This is a genomic window from Desulfobaculum bizertense DSM 18034 (genome assembly GCF_900167065.1).
GTDB lineage: Bacteria > Desulfobacterota > Desulfovibrionia > Desulfovibrionales > Desulfovibrionaceae > Desulfobaculum > Desulfobaculum bizertense.
Window position 1 is genome coordinate 127,537 of record NZ_FUYA01000004.1, and the last position, 15,483, is coordinate 143,019.

The following is a 15,483-nucleotide window of genomic DNA, read 5'->3' on the forward strand; positions in this document are numbered from 1 at the left end:
TAATTACCTGATTTTATTAGGGAATATGCGTCGCGGCATGTTCTCTTTCTTTTTTCTGTGAGCACCCTGCTTAGTCGCACTCATGGCCTTGACCATTTTTTTTGTATAGATTAGCCACTATCTTTTGCAGAAAAAATAAGGTCATGATCGCGTATGACACTGATCTCTTGAGAATGTAAGGAAAAACAATGAGCAGCATTCCCATTTCAAAAGAAGGACTCGAAAGAGTAAAGAAAGATCTTGAGGAAATGAAGGCCGAACGGCCCGAAATTATTGAAGCTATCGCAAAAGCCCGAGAAGAAGGCGATCTGCGCGAGAATGCTGGCTACGACGCCGCTCGTGAGCGCCAGGGCATGCTCGAAGCTAAAATTAACTACCTCGAGTCCCGCATCCCGCAGTTTAATGTTATCGATCTCAACACCCTCGACGGTGACCGCGTTACCTTTGGCGCAACTGTCGAAATTGAAGACATCGATACCGGTGATGTAAAGAAGTACACCCTTCTCGGTCCCGATGAAACAGACACGGAAAAAGGCATTATTTCTATCCTTTCTCCTGTCGCAAAAGCTTTGCTCGGCAAAGAAGAAGGCGACGAAGTCGTTGTAAACGCCCCCAGAGGACGTATTGAATACGAAATCGTTTCCGTGACCTTTCCCAGCACCGCAGACTAATGCACAATAAAAGACCCGCGTTTTTCGCCGGGTCTTTTTTTTAGCCGCTCGGTTTTTCCACAAAATTATACCACCTGCTCCTTACCGGCACAGGTGGTTCTTTTTTCTGCCGCACAAAATAAAGGCCCAGCCTGTTTTCACAGACCGGGCCTCACTATGCCATAAAAAAGCGAAACAGTGACGTTACTCCCCTAGCACGCCTTACGCTGCTGTGCTGTACGGTACGTCACAATGTCTTCAACCGTCAAAACAGGCATGTTTCGCTCTTTCCCAAATTCAATAATGTCTTTCAGCCGTGCCATCGTGCCGTCAGGCTTGGTCACCTCACACAGCACACCACACGGATTGTCCAGACCTGCGAGCATCATAAGGTCAACAGCAGACTCTGTGTGTCCGCCACGTTCCAAAACGCCGCCCTTGCGCGCACGAAGTGGGAACACATGACCAGGACTATGCAGAGCCTCCGGGCCTGCGCCCTCAGCAATTGCAGCCTGAATCGTTCGCACTCTGTCCGCAGCAGAAACACCAGTCGTGACACCCTCTGCAGCTTCAATCGAAATTGTAAACGCAGTCTGGTATGCGCTGCTATTGTGCTCCACCATCATCGGAAGGCCCAGAGCCTCGACTCGATCTTCTGGCAGACACAGGCAGACAATGCCACTTCCCTCGCGAATCAAAAGCGCCATCTGCTCCTCCGTCAGCGAAGCAGCAGAAAAAATCATGTCACCCTCGTTCTCGCGGTTCTCGTCATCAGTGACCAGAACACCACGACCCTCACGAAGAGCTTCAAGGGCAATCTCAATACGTTCAATCGGAGAACCTAACAGCATGGAAGAATTCTGATTCATGGTAATATCCTTCTATAAGTAGATACCAGAATCAGGGCGTTGAGACAGGCAGCAGCACAGCACCTCTTGGCGCTGGCCTCGTTCTTCAAGATAACTCGAAAAGGCGGAAAGCTGGACTGTCTTACTCTCTTTTATCCGGACTATTACCGTCGGCTCTGGATTTCGACCAGATCTGCAACGTGTCTCCCAATGAGAACGCGCTCGCGGGCTTCCTGATGCTTTGTCAGGCTACCGCCGGTGGGGATTTCCACCCCGCCCTGAGAATAAGATGACCAAACCATGCGCCCCCTTCCCCGCCTTGTCAATGACTATTCCCCTCTTTTTTCATAAAAACTGAACCGTTATTGGGACTCCGTCCCAAACCCACGCGAAGAATGAACCGGGGCCAGCCCCGGACCCCGCGCAAGGGAATGATTCCCTTACGTATCCTCATCGAGTTTGAATTCCATCCACGCTTCGCGTGAATGAAATTCAAACTTGGGTGAGAATGCGATAAGAAATTCGTCCTCTTCTGCGAGTTGCCTCCATTTTCTTTCTGAACGCGAGCGTTCAGAAAGAAAATAAGTGCGGCAGAAAAAGGCAGAAGAACACGCGCTAGGGAAACGCCACTAGGCCGAAAAAAGGGGCCGGATGAAGGGGAAAGCCAAAGGCTTTCACTCATCCGACCCCTTTTATTTCGGGCGAAAGCGGGATTCCCAAGGGCCTCGTCCTTGGGCGGGGTCAAGGGGCAGCGCCCCTTGCAGAGGTGTGGGGACAGAGTCCCCGCCCACCCTTGCGCCCCTAGCAGAGCACGAGACAGAGTCTCGTACCCCCACCCAATCCCCCCCACGCCCACCTCGGCTTTATATTCCCCAAAGAAAAGAGTTCCCCATAAAAACGCAAAAGCTTCTTTACGCAAGAGGTGGGGAATGCTAGGTTTAATGCAGTGTCAACTTTCTCCGTAATAAAACGAGAAGAACAGCAACGAGGAGAACGCAAATGGCAAACATGGATTACCCAGGGCCATGCCCGAACTGCGGGCTTGTTGAGAGCTGCACCACGCAGGAACAACGTGAGGAAGGCATCAAGACATACTGCAAAGGTATGGAAATGGAGCTTAATGCATGGAAAGCGCGGCTGTTTGATGCCTTTGCGCAGGCGGAAGGACATAATGATCTTCAGGACAGCCTGAATCTGATCAAATCAATTGTCCGCGAAATTGAGATGCAAAAAGACAAGATGCTGGTTGAATGCCCGACGAGCATCAGTGACGTTGAGTCTGACGTTGGCAAAAAATTTGGCGAACTTCGCGGCCATTACACCAAACTTCTGGAACAGCTGAGTGCTGGATTCGTAGGAGGATAACGCCATACGCCACACTGTCCGTACATGAAGAGAAAGCCCCGGACGGGACCGGGGCTTTTTTATTCTGGGGAAGCGAGTTTGTACCGAAGGCGCAAGACACCGTCCTCATAACTGTGTGATGAAAGCGTAAAGGCGCCAATTTCTGCTGTATTGTCCACATGCTCCCCAATGCAGGGGCAGGCGTCATAATCGCCAATGTGCACAATGCGCAACTCTTCGCCAGCGCTTTCAGGAAGACGCGCCAGATTAAACTCTTCCTGCGCCTGAGCACGAGGCATCATTTCCATGTGAACAGAAAGCCTAGAAGAAATCGCCGTATTGATGCGCTCCTGAAGCTCCTGAACTTCTGCTTCTGTCAGATCTCTGTCAAAATGATAGTCACACTTTGATTTTTTCTTGTTGATGTGCGCGCTAAAAGATCTCTCACATCCAAACATGTTGACCATAGTCCGATTCAGCACATGCTCAGCAGAATGCATGCGCGGGGCATAATCTTTACTCATTTCATCTCCTTTTTCGGCCAGTCAGGATACTCATCTCCTGCCAGAGCGTAAAGGGACAAAGTGGCGTTGCTTTTCGCTTTATTTCTTTCACAAGGGTATGATATATTTCCTTGTGTTTTTCATTCACGCTTAACGGTCTCCAAAACCATTTTTATGGAGGAATCAATATGGCTGACGAAAAATGGGAATGCCCCTGTGGCTACGTATACGATCCTGAAGAAGGCGACCCGGAAAACGGCGTAGAGCCTGGGACTCCGTGGGAAAAAGTTCCTGGCACATGGGTATGCCCCCTGTGCGGAGCGGAAAAAGAATACTTCGAAAAAGTCTAGTCCATAAAAAAAGCCCCAGCAGATGCTGGGGCTTCCTGTTTTCTGTGGTCGCTTATGCGTTTTCCCGGCCGGGGCTGAGAACCAAAGAAAAATATTTCGGAGCCATCTCAGGCGTGAGGTCACGAACAACCTGCTCGCCTTCCATGCTACACCGGCTTACCAGCACAGCATTCTTCAACATGTTCTCTTCTTCGAGAGCCTTGGTAATATCGCCGAAGTGCCTGTACGCCTTCAGCACAACCAGAGTATCAGAATTATGTGCGGCACGACGTACACGGTCACCACCAAGAGCACCAGAAACAACAGTCAGGCTCTCCTCTGCTTCGACGAGAATGGTCTCAGAAGCAGCTGCGGCAGCGTTGTACGACGTAATGCCGGGAATGATTTCCACAGGCACATCAGAATTGAGCTTGCGCAACGTCTTGAGCAGGTAGCCAAAGGTGCTGTAGGTCAGAGGATCGCCAAGGGTCAAAAATGCAACATTCTCACCACGCTTCATCGCTGCGAGGACCTGCTCTGCATTTTTTGTCCATGCGTCAGCCAGCGTGTCCTTGTCCTTGGTCATGGGGAAAGACAGCGTCTCGACGACAACATCGTCCTTCAGGTGAGGACGAACAATATCATAAGAAACGGAGTAGGTGTTTTTGCTGGATGCTGCGGCAAAAATCCGATCAACATCACCAAGCACTCTTACAGCCTTGAGGGTCAACAGCTCCGGATCGCCGGGTCCAACACCAATACCGTACAAAGTTCCGTAGTTCACTCTTTTATCCTATTCTTTCGCATTTTCTCTGGGTAGAGGAAGCGTGCCAACTGCTCAACGGCTTCGACCAGACGGGGACCAGGTCTGGAAAACAGCCGTTCATCCACGAACAGCACCCGACCGTCCTGTACCGCACGAAGCGTTCTGTATAACGATCTTTCCTCCAGAGGCTGCGGCCGCGTATTCATTGGTCCACGCTGCACGACGTACACCTCTGGATTCAGTCCTACGAGAGCTTCCTCTCCCATGCGAACAATTTTTCTTTCGGACTGGACACAGTTTCTGCCACCAGCCCGGTTAATCACATCGTTCACGATGCCCCCCTGCCCTGCACAAAGCAGATTGGGAGACCGAATTTCAAAAAACACAGATGGACGATGCGGCACAGTTCCCAGCTGGGATTTAACGGCACTCAAACGTCCATCCATTTCCGCCACCAAGCGGGAAGCTGCGGCCTCTTCTCCTGTCAGCACACCGATTTTCTGAATAGCGTCAAACAGCTCTTCAAAGGATGAGGGATGAAACGCGGCAACGTGTATTCCCCGTTCTTCAAGCTGTCGAACCGTATCAGCGGCTGTTTTGCGACCGGCAAGCTGCAAAACAAGATCAGGAGCAAGACCTGTAATCAGCTCCAGATTAGGACGCATGTGTGTCCCAATCCCAGGCTTGTTCAAAATACACGGTGGAAAGGTCTCATTACTTGTGCGTGCGATAATGCGCTGCGCAATTCCCATCGCATCAAGAATTTCATTAAAGCCCCCATACAGTGCAATAACTCTCTGCGCTGCATGCTCCACCCGAACTGTACGACCAAGCCCGTCTACGATTTCCCGAGGCTCACCCTGCGCAACGCTTTGTGAGCTTGCTAGCCCCGGAAAAAAGAGCATCATTGCGAAAAGCCCGAGGCACAGCCTGAGCCTGAGGGACCTTCCCCAGTGCATGCGGCTGAACCCTGATGGGCGTTTCGTAAATTTCTGAAAGCCGTTCTTCTGTAAAGACATCTTCTGTTCTTCCATTTCCAACAATTTCACCATGCTTCAAAAAAATCAGCTCATCACAGTAAAGCGCGGCAAGGTTCAGGTCATGGACAGTGACAAAAACCAGCCCGCCATCGTCAGCAATTTCCCGAAGCATGTCGAACATGTTCACCGTTCCGGCCATGTCCAAACTGGCAGAAGGCTCGTCCAAAAACATAATGTTTGTTTTCTGAGCAAGAGCACGCGCAAAAAGAACACGCTGCAATTCACCACCAGAAATGGCATCAACAGAACGGTCCCACAAATGGGCAATGCCAGCCCGCTCCATTGCCTGCCGCGCACCAATAATGTCATCTTCGCTATAGTTGGCAAAAGAAGACAGATGCGGGTAGCGGCCCATCATTACAATGGTTGAGCAGCGTAACGGAAAGCTGGTCTGCACTTTCTGCGGAATAAAGGAGAGGACCTGTGCCCGCTGGCGGGCATCCATGCTCAAAAAATCGCGAGTTGTGCCGTCTTCATCCAAAAGCTGAACAGAGCCAGAGCGCACGGGAAGGACACCGCCCATTGCACCCATTAGCGTCGTTTTTCCGCTTCCGTTTGGGCCAAGCAAACCCGTCATTCGACCGGGTTTGACACTCAGGCTCACGTCCGACAAAACTCGCCGTCGGCCATAGCCAACGCTCAGATTCTGAACCTGAATCATATTTCCACCTCCCGGGTCCTTCGCCGCAAAAGCAGACAAAAAAACGGCCCGCCCATAAGTGCGGTAATCACACCAACAGGCAATTCCTGTCCATCAGACAGAATGGACCGGGCAAGGACATCTGACCACAGCAGAGAAATGCCGCCCAGCAAGACCGAGAACAACAGCAAGGGGCGATGCTCTCCGCCAAGACGCAGGCGAACCAGATGAGGAATAACAAGGCCAACAAAACCAATGACGCCAGAAACGCTTACAGCGGCTCCGGTCACAAGGCTTGCGGCGACAAGAAGAATCAGTCGAGTCCTTTCCGTGTCGACTCCGAGCATCCGGGCCTGAATATCTCCCATAGAGAGGACATCCATTTCCCGGGCGTAAGCAACCATAAAAACAGCACCGACGATGATGTATGGCAACGCGAACTGGACATGAGACCAGCTGCGTCCCTGAAAGCTTCCCATGACCCAAAAGACAATACTGGACATGGATTCTTCATCAAGACTCTTGAGAAGAGCGATCAGAGCCGAAAGGAAAGTCGCGACAACAATACCGGCGAGGACAACAGTTTCTTTCCGAAGCTGCCCCCCAACACGGCCCAGATAAATAACTGCGGCAAGAGCAACAAGTGCTCCGAGCATCGCAGCAAGAGGCAAAAGCCCCATTCCCCAAAACGCCCCGACACCGGCAAGACCAGCGTAGATGGCAAGGGAGGCTCCAAAGGCAGCGCCTGTTGACACGCCAATGGTAAAAGGATCTGCAAGCAGGTTCTGCAAAATTCCCTGAAAGACCACACCGGCAGCGGCGAGAGATGCCCCAACCATCCAGGCGAGACACACTCGCGAAAGGCGAATATCCAGCACGACAAGCGAATGTGACGGTTCAATTTCAGGTCCTGCCACAGAGAATCCGAGGCCGTGCGCAAAGATACGCAGGACCTCGGAAACAGGAATATCAAGGGGGCCAAAAAGGCAGCCACCAACAAGAGAACACAGCGACAGGACAAGCAAAACAAGAAATGCTCCTGTTCGCCTGCGCTGAATAGCTCGCTCTTTTGCAAGAATGTGTTCTGTTGCAGTCACGCTAAAAAGCCCCCTCGTGTTTTTCCTAGTTCAAAGCAGCAACTGCGGCCTTGACGTGCTTTACCCACAGAGCGGCAAAGGCGTCGTACTCAGCAGTGCCCTTAAGAATTGCATTGACTTTGATGCCGTTTGCTTCGAGCACGGACTTCCAGGAGTCGTCCTCTGCTCCAGCCATGTCGTTACGGGCGTGGTCGCCAGCAACGGACATCAGAGGCATAAGCCACACAGTCTTGGTGCCGCGCTTTTTCAGCTCAGACACAACGTAGTCGAGGGAAGGAGTTCCTTCGACAGTACCCACGATGATGTTTGCATCCTTCTGGGAGAGGTACCACTGAAGACCGGGATAGTAGATGTTCCCGGGGTGGTGAGTGCCGTGACCCATCAGCACAACAGCCTCATCTGCTTTGCGCTGCTTGGGAATGACAGTCTGAATTGCGTCCACAACAGCCTCAACGTCGTGAGGTGTTGCCATCATGGGCTGACCGATGACTATGGAGTTGAAACCACCGTGACCACCGCGGAAACGGTTCACAACATCAAGCACCTTCAGGTGGAACTCTTCACCGGGAATGGTGTGCAGGGACTGTACAGCGATGTCTGTAAAGCCCTCATCCAGCATGCCTGCAAGAGCGCTGGGGACAGAAGAGGTGTGCTGACCCTGCTTGTCCAGCTTGTGGCGAATGATGTTGGAGGTAAATGCCCAACGAACTGGGATGCCCGGGCAGGCTTTTTTGACCTGCTTTTCCATATTGTCAAAAGATTTCTGTGCTTCTTTGATGCTGGTGCCAAATGCAACCAGAAGAATCCCCTTCTTCTGGGCGTTAGTCTCTCCATGACCAGCGAAAGCAAGGGAGAAAGAACACAGGACAATAAACAAGCTCAGCGCAACAAAACGTGCGCTACGACGGGGAGAAAATCGCATAAGAGAAGACTCCGACAATTGCAGACGGGCGATCTGCGTGAAATAAGGAGTGCCTGAAAAGCTGAGCTTTTCAGTGTGCGTTCTCTGGCAACCCTGAACATCAGAGTATCCCAGAGAGGACAAAGGCCCTCGTTGTCCTTTCTGGCGAACACACGCTCGTGGGTAGGTCTTCTGGCTTCTTCCAAATGGTTCATCCTTCCCGCCAGCCTGCGCATTGCACGCATTCAGCAGTGGTTTTTTGAACCTTCACTGTGCCCATTTCATTATTTACATAGGCGAGGAAGTTACAGCGGCGAGTCCGCCCCGGTTTTTCACCGGGTTCCCTATTATCGTTCTGGCAAGAGAACGACCCACAGAGGATGGCGAATATACGCGGATTTTCAGCGATTGTCATTTTAAAAAAACCGACAAAACCATTTTTTTTCATAGATACCAGGCACAAATTCCGCCCTCTTCATTTTGCCTGCTTTTTTGCTAAAATCATGTTCTCACAAAAGCTTTTTCTGCATAGAAAATTTACAGCCGAGATTTTTTCCGGTAAAAAAGCTCCCCTACGCATTGGAAGTGGTACCACAAGGAACCGGGGAACCGCTGTCGCTGCTTGACTTCGACGGGAACTTGATTACCTTTGTGCTCTTTATCCTGCTATTTTAATTCCGTGGAGGACATATATATCCATGAGTAACTACAAAAAAACCTTGCACCTGCCTCGGACTAAGTTTCCGATGAAGGCAAACCTCACGCAAAATGAGCCAAAAATCCTAAAGTTCTGGCAGGACAACGATATTTATAGCGACATGGTGAAAGCTAATGAAGGCCATGACCGCTACACCCTGCACGATGGGCCTCCCTACGCGAATGCTCACATTCACCTGGGAACGGCTATGAACAAGGTGCTCAAGGATATTGTCGTCAAAAGCAAAAACATGAAGGGTCTCAAAGCCGAATACGTTCCCGGCTGGGACTGCCACGGTCTTCCGATTGAATACAAAGTCGGCCAGGAGCTGAAAGAAAAGGGTAAAACCGATCTTCCTCCGCTGACTATCCGTAAAATCTGCCGTGATTATGCTGCCAAATGGCAGAAGATCCAGAGCAAGGAATTTGAACGCCTTGGTGTTCTTGGCACGTGGGATAATCCCTACCTGACCATGAAGCCCGAATATGAAGCTGCCACAACTCGTGAGCTTGGTAACTTCATGGGTGAAGGTTCTGTTGTGCGTAATAAAAAGCCCATCTACTGGTGCAACAGCTGCAAAACTGCGCTGGCAGAAGCAGAAGTTGAATACGCTCCGCACACCTCCCCCTCCATCTTTGTTCGCTTTGCTCTTCGTGACGAAAAGGTCACCAAATTTTTGCCGGTCGATCCTGCCAAGACCTATGTCTGCATCTGGACCACCACACCGTGGACCCTGCCGTCAAACATGGCAATCGCCCTGCACAAGGACTACGACTACGCCTGTGTTAAGGTAAATGACGAGTTCTACATTCTCGCAGACAAGCTTCTGGAAGACTGTGCAGCCAAATTTGGCTGGGAAAGCTATGAAAAGCTGGCTGTTGTCAAAGGCTCTGAGTTTGAAGGCCTCAAGGCAACCCATTGCTTCTATGACCGCGATTCCCTCATGGTTCTGGCTGACTACGTCACTCTGGAAAGTGGTACAGGCTGCGTTCACACAGCTCCCGGCCACGGTCCCGATGACTACATGACCGGTTACCGCTATGGTCTCGAAATTTACTCCCCGCTCAACGACGAAGGCCGTTTCCTGCCTACCGTTGAGTTCTTTGGTGGCCTGACCGTTGACGACGCCAACCCCAAGGTTATCGAAAAGCTGGAAGAAGTTGGCAATCTCCTTGCTCAGCAGAAGATTTCCCACTCCTACCCGCACTGCTGGCGCTGCAAAAAGCCTGTCATCTATCGTGCAACCACCCAGTGGTTCATCTCGATGGAAAACAACGCCCTGCGCAAGAAATCCCTGAAAGCTATCGACGAAGATGTTCAGTGGATTCCTGCATGGGGTCGCGGCCGCATCCACAACATGGTGGAAATGCGTCCTGACTGGTGCATCTCCCGCCAGCGTACCTGGGGCGTGCCGATCACCGCTCTTCTGTGCGAAGACTGCGGCGAAGCATGGTTCAGCAAAGAATGGGTTCTTGGTCTGGCCGAAAAGATGGCTCAGCACCCCACTGGCTGTGACTACTGGTTCGAAGCTCCTCTTGAAGAGATTGTTCCTTCTGATCTCAAGTGCCCCCACTGCGGTGGTCAGCACTGGAAGAAAGAGAACAACATTCTCGACGTGTGGTTCGACTCCGGTACAAGCTTTAGCGCCGTTGTTGAGCAGCGTGACGAAACTGTGTTCCCGGCTGATCTGTACCTCGAAGGTTCTGACCAGCACCGCGGATGGTTCCACAGCTCCCTGCTCGCTTCCATGGGTACCCGTGGAAAGGCTCCGTACAAGTCCGTTCTGACTCACGGCTATGTTGTTGATGGCGAAGGCAAAAAAATGTCCAAGTCCGTTGGCAACGTTGTTGCTCCTCAGGAAATCATCGACAAGTACGGTGCAGACATCCTGCGCATGTGGGTTTCTTCCGAGAACTACCAGGCAGACGTCCGTGTTTCCGACGACATTCTGAAGCGCCTTGTTGACGCATACCGCCGTATTCGTAACACCATCCGCTTCATTCTCGGCAACATCAACGATTTCGACCCTGCACAGCATGCTGTGAAGGCTGCCGACATGCTGCCCGTTGACCGCTACGCCATGACGCTTATTAACGACATGCACGAGCAGATCAGCAAAGCATACGACGACTTTGAATTCCATCGTGTCTACCACACCGTGCACAACATGTGCATCACAGAGCTGTCCGCTTTCTATCTCGACATTCTAAAGGACCGCCTCTACGTGTCTGCTGCCAACAGCCATGAGCGCCGTTCCGCACAGACTGCCCTGTGGCAGATCATGCTTCAGTTCCTGAGTGACATCGCTCCGGTTGTCTCCTTCACCGCAGAAGAGACCTTCTCTCACCTGCCCGAAGCTGTCCGCCCCGATGTTCCCACTGTCTTTGCCATGCGCTTTGCCATGGACAAAGATTACCTCATGGACGAAGAAGAAAAGAACACGTGGGATACCATCACTGCTATCCGTTCTGAAATTCAGAAAGCCATTGAGCCTCAGCGTAAGGACGGTGTCGTTGGTCACAGCCTCGACACAGCCATCACTGTTTACGCTAACGAGGAACTCATCGACATCCTCAACACCACGGATCTCGACCTGCGCGAACTGTGCATCGTGTCTCAGATTCATGTGGCAAAGCTTGCCGAGGCTCCCGAAGATGCGTACACCAGTACCGAGGTTGAAGGCCTTCGAATTAGTGTTGCACAGGCCAAAGGCGAAAAATGCCAGCGTTGCTGGGTGTACTGCGAAGAGCTGGGCACCGATGCAGAACATCCTGATCTCTGCCCCCGCTGCGCAGCCGTGATGAAGACCGAAGCATAATACTTCGCCCAACACCACGACTTACAGAATATGCCATTAAGGCCCAGGTGCGGCGAAACGTCCGCCCTGGGCCTTTTTTACAGGAGCCAATCACGTAATGCGATTCCGCTATGTTGCAGCCAGCCTTCTCGCCCTTGTCGTGCTTTTTGCCGACCAGGTGAGTAAACTCTGGATTATCGACAATATCCCGGTATGGGGAGGATTTGAGGTCATCCCCGGATTCTTCAATATCGTCCACGTTCTCAACAAAGGCGCAGCCTTTGGTTTTCTGAACGACAACTCCATTACTTGGCAAACAACATTCTTTGTTTGCACGGCACTTGTCGCCATTGGCGTAATTTTTTATCTTCTGAAAGACACATGCACGGACCGCTGGTCTGTTGGTGCCCTTGGCTGCATCCTTGGTGGTGCGCTTGGCAACCTCACTGACCGCATCCGGTATGGCTTTGTGGTCGATTTCCTCGACGTATATTATAAGGACTGGCACTGGCCCGCGTTCAATATTGCAGATATTGCCATCTGCGCAGGCGTTGGCCTCCTCCTGTTCTTCTGGGTTATCTTCCCCAAAAGCCATCAGCACTAATCACCACCAAACGGAGCCGACGCACATGCTTGTTGATCTTTCTTCCTTTTCACCAGCACTTCTTGCTACCATTGGCGCCATTGTACTCATCGCTGTTCTTCTTAGCTTCTGGGCCATCTGGCATGCCTTTTGGCGGCAGTTTCCTTCACAGCAGGAAAAAATGATCTGGCTCGCTGTGGCTGTTTTTATTCCCTTTATCGGTGGGATTATTTATCTTCTTTTTGGTAAAAACCGAGGACGGAGACTCGAATCATGAAACATATTCTCCCCTGTGGACTACTCTGCATTTTGACTCTGACTGCCTGTGTAAACCCTGATGATATTCGAACTCTCGATAACCGGGTTTATCAGCAGAAACTGCGCATCGACAAAGTCGAGCAGAACATGAACTCTGTTTCGAGCACCAACTCGGAGCAGGCAGACTCCTGGTCACAGATGCAGTCCATGCGCCGTGATCTTGCCACTCTCCAGGGAGAAGTCGAGAGTCTGCGGAATACCGTCGAAAAGCAGCAGGCCCTGATTCAGGCAAACCAGGCAACTGCTGGCGACGTCGCCGACATCAAAACTGGCTGGCATCGTATGAATTCCCAGCTGGCTCTTGATATTGATCTGGACCAGATCAAGAAAAAACGTCTTGCACGTGAAGCAACACAGCGCCCCGCTTCATCGCTGACGCCTCAGGCTCTGCCCACGCAGCGAGTGAACTCCGAACCCAACCCGGACACACCGGCCAAGCTGGACACTCCCACAGCTAAAGCTTCTGCAGCTCCCGCACCTACTCCGGTGCCAGACGTCAAAAAAGCATCCGACCCGGCAAAGGCGCTGTACGATTCAGCCCGCAGCTCCTTTGAAGCAAGAAAATACGCTCAGGGCCAGCGCCAGTGGGAAGAGTTCGTCGAGAACTTCCCCAAGCACAAGCTCGTCCCCAATGCTCTTTTCTGGCAGGGTGAATGCTATTATCAGGAAAAGGATTATGCCCGCGCCGTTTTGAAATATCAGGACGTCTTGGACAAGTACAAAAAGAGCAGCAAATATCACACTGCCCTTTTTAAACAGGGACTTTCTTTCATGCGCCTTGGTAGGGTCAAGGCTGGACGCCTGCTTTTGCAGGATGTCGTGAACAAGTTCCCGAAAACACCTGAAGCAAAACGCGCACAGGCAATCCTCAAAAAGTAACCTTCTTCTCTGAAACTTTCGCATTTCAGACAAAATTATGGATTCGCAATGCAAGACGTCGTAAAAGCGTACAGAAAAATTGTTCACCTCTCTTTCCCCCCGGAAAGCTCTGGTAAACCTATTGTCTGTAACCTGACCAAGCTGTTTGACCTGACCTTCAACATTTTGCAGGCCAGCATCTCTTCCCGTCAGGAAGGCTCACTTATTCTGGAGCTGACCGGTAGCGAAGAGAATTATCACAAGGGTGTCGATTACCTCAAAGAGCACGACATTTCCGTGCAGGCCATCGCACAGAAAATTTCCCGCGATGACGACCTCTGCATCGACTGTGGTGTGTGCACGGCTCTGTGCCCCACCCATGCACTCTACATGGATCGTGAAAAGCGTACCTGTCTTTTTGATTCCGAAAAATGTACCGCCTGTGGCAAATGTACCCGCGTCTGTCCGGTCAATGCCATGAATATCCAGATTTCTGAAAGCGATATGTAACCACTCTACCAAGGAGGCCGAGCCATGGAGCACAGTGAATTTTCTCGCGTCGAAACCCGCATCCGAGGCTATGCCCGTCATATTGACTCGGCCTCCAGTCTTCCCATGCAGCACGATCAGGTCGGGCATGACACCCCAGACCTGAGTTCTGCAAACCTTCAGGAGGCACTCGTCGAGTATCTCCAGATGATTAACGCCAAGCTCGACGCCCTGCTCGGACTCATCGGACAGGAACACCTCGAAAACGAATTCGAAACCTCTATCGAAATTGTCGAGCTTTCTGGCTCCGGCCTCTCCTTTGTCTGCCCAGATAAAGAATTCAACCCCGGTGATATTTTGGAATTCGCCCTCATGATCGGGCAGTTCCCGCTTCACGTTGCTGCGGCTGTTGGCGTCGTTTCAGAACGCCGTATTCGCGACACTCAGACTGTGTGTGATGTCGACTTTACCAAAGTTCGGCAGAATGACAGAGAAGCTATTGTCCGCTTTGTCTTCAAGGAAGAACGAGAACGCATCCGACAGCAGAAGTGGACAGACTAAGCCCACACCAGAAGAGGAATCCCCCAATGACACCACAGATTGATAAGCAGCTCGACGCGCTCATAGAACAGGTCACTCAGAGCGTTGCAAAGGGCCTCGATATGACACTGCGCCAGACAATTGAAAAAGAAGTGACCGCTGCCCTCAGCAAAAGCCTCGCTCATCAGCTCAAAGACGGCGAATTTTTCCGCAAAGTCAACGACGACATGCGGCACGGCCTTGAACAAATTTACCTCGAAATCAAGCAGGCAAAACGGGAATCGTACTGCCCAACAAGCACCCACCCCGTCGAAACTGACGAACTTCTCTCAGAAGCCTCTGACCAGCTTGATGAAATATTAAAGTCCACCGAGGATGCTACCGTTCGCATTATGGATATCGTCGAGAAGCATCAGGAAATGATTGCAAAATCCGGCGAACTGCTTCGCGATTTCCGCTCCGGGGGCGCAAGCAAAACCAATGTGGACAAGCTCATTGAGCTTAATGATGCCCACACCTCCGACCTCATCGAAATTATGACAGCCCTCTCCTTTCAGGACCTCACAGGGCAACGCATCAAGCGCATCGTCACGGCACTTAAGCGCATCGAAGAAGTCGTCACAGATGTCTACATCTCCACGGGACTCATTGTAAAAAAACGCGACGAGAAACCAGAACTCAACACCGAGCAGCTTGAAAAAGAGACTCAGGAAACAGTCTCCAAGCTCAAAGGACCTCAGAACGGGACCTCGCAGAATGATGTCGACGACCTCCTGAAGCAACTCGGACTCGAGTAACAGGCTCGATTTTATTGGGGGGGGATGTTTTATTGGGGCGCTGCCCCAAACCCTGCAAGGGGCGCTGCCCCTTGACCCCGCCCAAGGACGAGGCCCTTGGGAATCCCGATTTCGCCCGAAATAAAAGGGGACCGAAATGTGATGAGAGCGTAGCTCTCCTCTCCATTTCGGTCCCCTTTTTTTCGGCCTAATTAACTGGACGTGTGTTCTTTTTCTTTGCGCTCCAACCCTTTCTTTCTGAACGCCCGCGTTCAGAAAGAAAATGGTGGCAACTCACGGGAAAGAG

Annotated in this window: 17 protein-coding genes and 2 riboswitches; of the genes, 10 read left to right on the plus strand and 7 right to left on the minus strand. The window is 51.5% G+C overall.

Going from position 1 to position 15,483, the window contains the following annotated elements; translation table 11 throughout:
• Positions 1 to 188: 188 nt before the first annotated feature.
• Positions 189 to 671, plus strand: a complete 483-nt coding sequence (gene greA, locus B5D23_RS07235; RefSeq protein WP_078684747.1) for a transcription elongation factor GreA — start codon at positions 189 to 191, stop codon at positions 669 to 671.
• A gap of 191 nt (positions 672 to 862) precedes the next feature.
• Here greA and ribB read toward each other — a convergent pair whose 3' ends face one another.
• Positions 863 to 1,519 (minus strand): 3,4-dihydroxy-2-butanone-4-phosphate synthase, encoded by a 657-nt coding sequence (ribB, locus tag B5D23_RS07240; protein WP_078684748.1) that lies wholly within the window; start codon positions 1,517 to 1,519, stop codon positions 863 to 865.
• 119 nt (positions 1,520 to 1,638) lie between these two features.
• Positions 1,639 to 1,788, minus strand: a riboswitch (FMN riboswitch).
• 709 nt (positions 1,789 to 2,497) lie between these two features.
• Here ribB and B5D23_RS07245 point away from each other — a divergent pair.
• Positions 2,498 to 2,863 carry a hypothetical protein gene (locus tag B5D23_RS07245; RefSeq protein WP_078684749.1) on the plus strand — a complete coding sequence of 122 codons (366 nt, stop codon included), beginning with the start codon at positions 2,498 to 2,500 and terminating at the stop codon, positions 2,861 to 2,863.
• Between the two features lie 59 nt (positions 2,864 to 2,922).
• On the opposite strand, the gene B5D23_RS07250 is transcribed toward B5D23_RS07245, so the two are convergent.
• On the minus strand, positions 2,923 to 3,366 hold the full coding sequence (locus B5D23_RS07250; protein WP_078684750.1) for an alanyl-tRNA editing protein: 444 nt from the start codon (positions 3,364 to 3,366) through the stop codon (positions 2,923 to 2,925).
• Between the two features lie 167 nt (positions 3,367 to 3,533).
• Here B5D23_RS07250 and B5D23_RS07255 point away from each other — a divergent pair, with 167 nt between their 5' ends.
• On the plus strand, positions 3,534 to 3,695 hold the full coding sequence (locus tag B5D23_RS07255; protein ID WP_078684751.1) for a rubredoxin: 162 nt from the start codon (positions 3,534 to 3,536) through the stop codon (positions 3,693 to 3,695).
• 52 nt (positions 3,696 to 3,747) lie between these two features.
• On the opposite strand, the gene cobI is transcribed toward B5D23_RS07255, so the two are convergent.
• Genes cobI through B5D23_RS07280 form a run of 5 tightly spaced genes read right to left on the minus strand, consistent with a single transcriptional unit; the run spans position 3,748 to position 8,139 of the window.
• Entirely contained in the window at positions 3,748 to 4,458 is a 711-nt protein-coding gene (cobI, locus tag B5D23_RS07260; protein ID WP_078684752.1) for a precorrin-2 C(20)-methyltransferase, read from the minus strand.
• On the minus strand, positions 4,455 to 5,348 hold the full coding sequence (locus tag B5D23_RS07265) for an ABC transporter substrate-binding protein (protein ID WP_233814766.1): 894 nt from the start codon (positions 5,346 to 5,348) through the stop codon (positions 4,455 to 4,457). Before B5D23_RS07265 ends, cobI begins: the two co-directional genes overlap by 4 nt.
• Positions 5,296 to 6,141 carry an ABC transporter ATP-binding protein gene (locus tag B5D23_RS07270; RefSeq protein WP_078684753.1) on the minus strand — a complete coding sequence of 282 codons (846 nt, stop codon included), beginning with the start codon at positions 6,139 to 6,141 and terminating at the stop codon, positions 5,296 to 5,298. The genes B5D23_RS07265 and B5D23_RS07270 overlap by 53 nt, the downstream gene beginning before the upstream one ends.
• The gene (locus B5D23_RS07275; protein WP_233814764.1) at positions 6,138 to 7,217 is read right to left on the minus strand and encodes a FecCD family ABC transporter permease; all 1,080 of its coding nucleotides are present in this window, start codon (positions 7,215 to 7,217) and stop codon (positions 6,138 to 6,140) included. The genes B5D23_RS07270 and B5D23_RS07275 overlap by 4 nt, the downstream gene beginning before the upstream one ends.
• Before the next feature lie 25 nt (positions 7,218 to 7,242).
• Complete coding sequence (locus B5D23_RS07280; RefSeq protein ID WP_078684939.1) at positions 7,243 to 8,139, minus strand: sirohydrochlorin cobaltochelatase; 897 nt, start codon at positions 8,137 to 8,139, stop codon at positions 7,243 to 7,245.
• A gap of 144 nt (positions 8,140 to 8,283) precedes the next feature.
• Positions 8,284 to 8,508: riboswitch (cobalamin riboswitch) on the minus strand.
• Positions 8,509 to 8,816: 308 nt separating this feature from the next.
• Here B5D23_RS07280 and ileS point away from each other — a divergent pair.
• From ileS to B5D23_RS07320, 7 genes are all read left to right on the plus strand, one after another.
• Positions 8,817 to 11,633, plus strand: coding sequence for an isoleucine--tRNA ligase (ileS, locus tag B5D23_RS07290; RefSeq protein ID WP_078684755.1), 2,817 nt, complete (start codon positions 8,817 to 8,819; stop codon positions 11,631 to 11,633).
• A gap of 97 nt (positions 11,634 to 11,730) precedes the next feature.
• Complete coding sequence (lspA, locus tag B5D23_RS07295) at positions 11,731 to 12,216, plus strand: signal peptidase II (RefSeq protein ID WP_078684756.1); 486 nt, start codon at positions 11,731 to 11,733, stop codon at positions 12,214 to 12,216.
• 25 nt (positions 12,217 to 12,241) lie between these two features.
• A complete protein-coding gene (locus B5D23_RS15040; RefSeq protein ID WP_078684757.1) occupies positions 12,242 to 12,472 on the plus strand; it encodes a PLDc N-terminal domain-containing protein in 231 nt (76 codons plus the stop codon).
• Entirely contained in the window at positions 12,469 to 13,392 is a 924-nt protein-coding gene (gene ybgF, locus B5D23_RS07305; protein WP_078684758.1) for a tol-pal system protein YbgF, read from the plus strand. The genes B5D23_RS15040 and ybgF overlap by 4 nt, the downstream gene beginning before the upstream one ends.
• 48 nt (positions 13,393 to 13,440) lie before the next feature.
• Positions 13,441 to 13,881, plus strand: a complete 441-nt coding sequence (locus B5D23_RS07310; protein ID WP_078684759.1) for an NIL domain-containing protein — start codon at positions 13,441 to 13,443, stop codon at positions 13,879 to 13,881.
• A 24-nt stretch (positions 13,882 to 13,905) separates the two neighbouring features.
• Positions 13,906 to 14,421, plus strand: coding sequence for a PilZ domain-containing protein (locus tag B5D23_RS07315; protein ID WP_078684760.1), 516 nt, complete (start codon positions 13,906 to 13,908; stop codon positions 14,419 to 14,421).
• A gap of 26 nt (positions 14,422 to 14,447) precedes the next feature.
• Entirely contained in the window at positions 14,448 to 15,197 is a 750-nt protein-coding gene (locus tag B5D23_RS07320) for a protein phosphatase CheZ (RefSeq protein ID WP_078684761.1), read from the plus strand.
• Positions 15,198 to 15,483 lie beyond the last annotated feature (286 nt).

What these genes read in the sequence shown, in the direction of transcription:
- B5D23_RS07245 (WP_078684749.1), top strand. Translation starts at nt 2,498, where the DNA reads ATGGCAAACATGGATTACCCAGGGCCATGCCCGAACTGCGGGCTTGTT.
- B5D23_RS15040 (WP_078684757.1), top strand. Translation starts at nt 12,242, where the DNA reads ATGCTTGTTGATCTTTCTTCCTTTTCACCAGCACTTCTTGCTACCATT.
- B5D23_RS07320 (WP_078684761.1), top strand. Translation starts at nt 14,448, where the DNA reads ATGACACCACAGATTGATAAGCAGCTCGACGCGCTCATAGAACAGGTC.
- B5D23_RS07315 (WP_078684760.1), top strand. Translation starts at nt 13,906, where the DNA reads ATGGAGCACAGTGAATTTTCTCGCGTCGAAACCCGCATCCGAGGCTAT.
- greA (WP_078684747.1), top strand. Translation starts at nt 189, where the DNA reads ATGAGCAGCATTCCCATTTCAAAAGAAGGACTCGAAAGAGTAAAGAAA.
- B5D23_RS07255 (WP_078684751.1), top strand. Translation starts at nt 3,534, where the DNA reads ATGGCTGACGAAAAATGGGAATGCCCCTGTGGCTACGTATACGATCCT.
- ribB (WP_078684748.1), bottom strand. Translation starts at nt 1,519, where the DNA reads ATGAATCAGAATTCTTCCATGCTGTTAGGTTCTCCGATTGAACGTATT.
- B5D23_RS07280 (WP_078684939.1), bottom strand. Translation starts at nt 8,139, where the DNA reads ATGCGATTTTCTCCCCGTCGTAGCGCACGTTTTGTTGCGCTGAGCTTG.
- B5D23_RS07265 (WP_233814766.1), bottom strand. Translation starts at nt 5,348, where the DNA reads ATGATGCTCTTTTTTCCGGGGCTAGCAAGCTCACAAAGCGTTGCGCAG.
- B5D23_RS07310 (WP_078684759.1), top strand. Translation starts at nt 13,441, where the DNA reads ATGCAAGACGTCGTAAAAGCGTACAGAAAAATTGTTCACCTCTCTTTC.
- B5D23_RS07250 (WP_078684750.1), bottom strand. Translation starts at nt 3,366, where the DNA reads ATGAGTAAAGATTATGCCCCGCGCATGCATTCTGCTGAGCATGTGCTG.
- B5D23_RS07270 (WP_078684753.1), bottom strand. Translation starts at nt 6,141, where the DNA reads ATGATTCAGGTTCAGAATCTGAGCGTTGGCTATGGCCGACGGCGAGTT.
- ileS (WP_078684755.1), top strand. Translation starts at nt 8,817, where the DNA reads ATGAGTAACTACAAAAAAACCTTGCACCTGCCTCGGACTAAGTTTCCG.
- ybgF (WP_078684758.1), top strand. Translation starts at nt 12,469, where the DNA reads ATGAAACATATTCTCCCCTGTGGACTACTCTGCATTTTGACTCTGACT.
- lspA (WP_078684756.1), top strand. Translation starts at nt 11,731, where the DNA reads ATGCGATTCCGCTATGTTGCAGCCAGCCTTCTCGCCCTTGTCGTGCTT.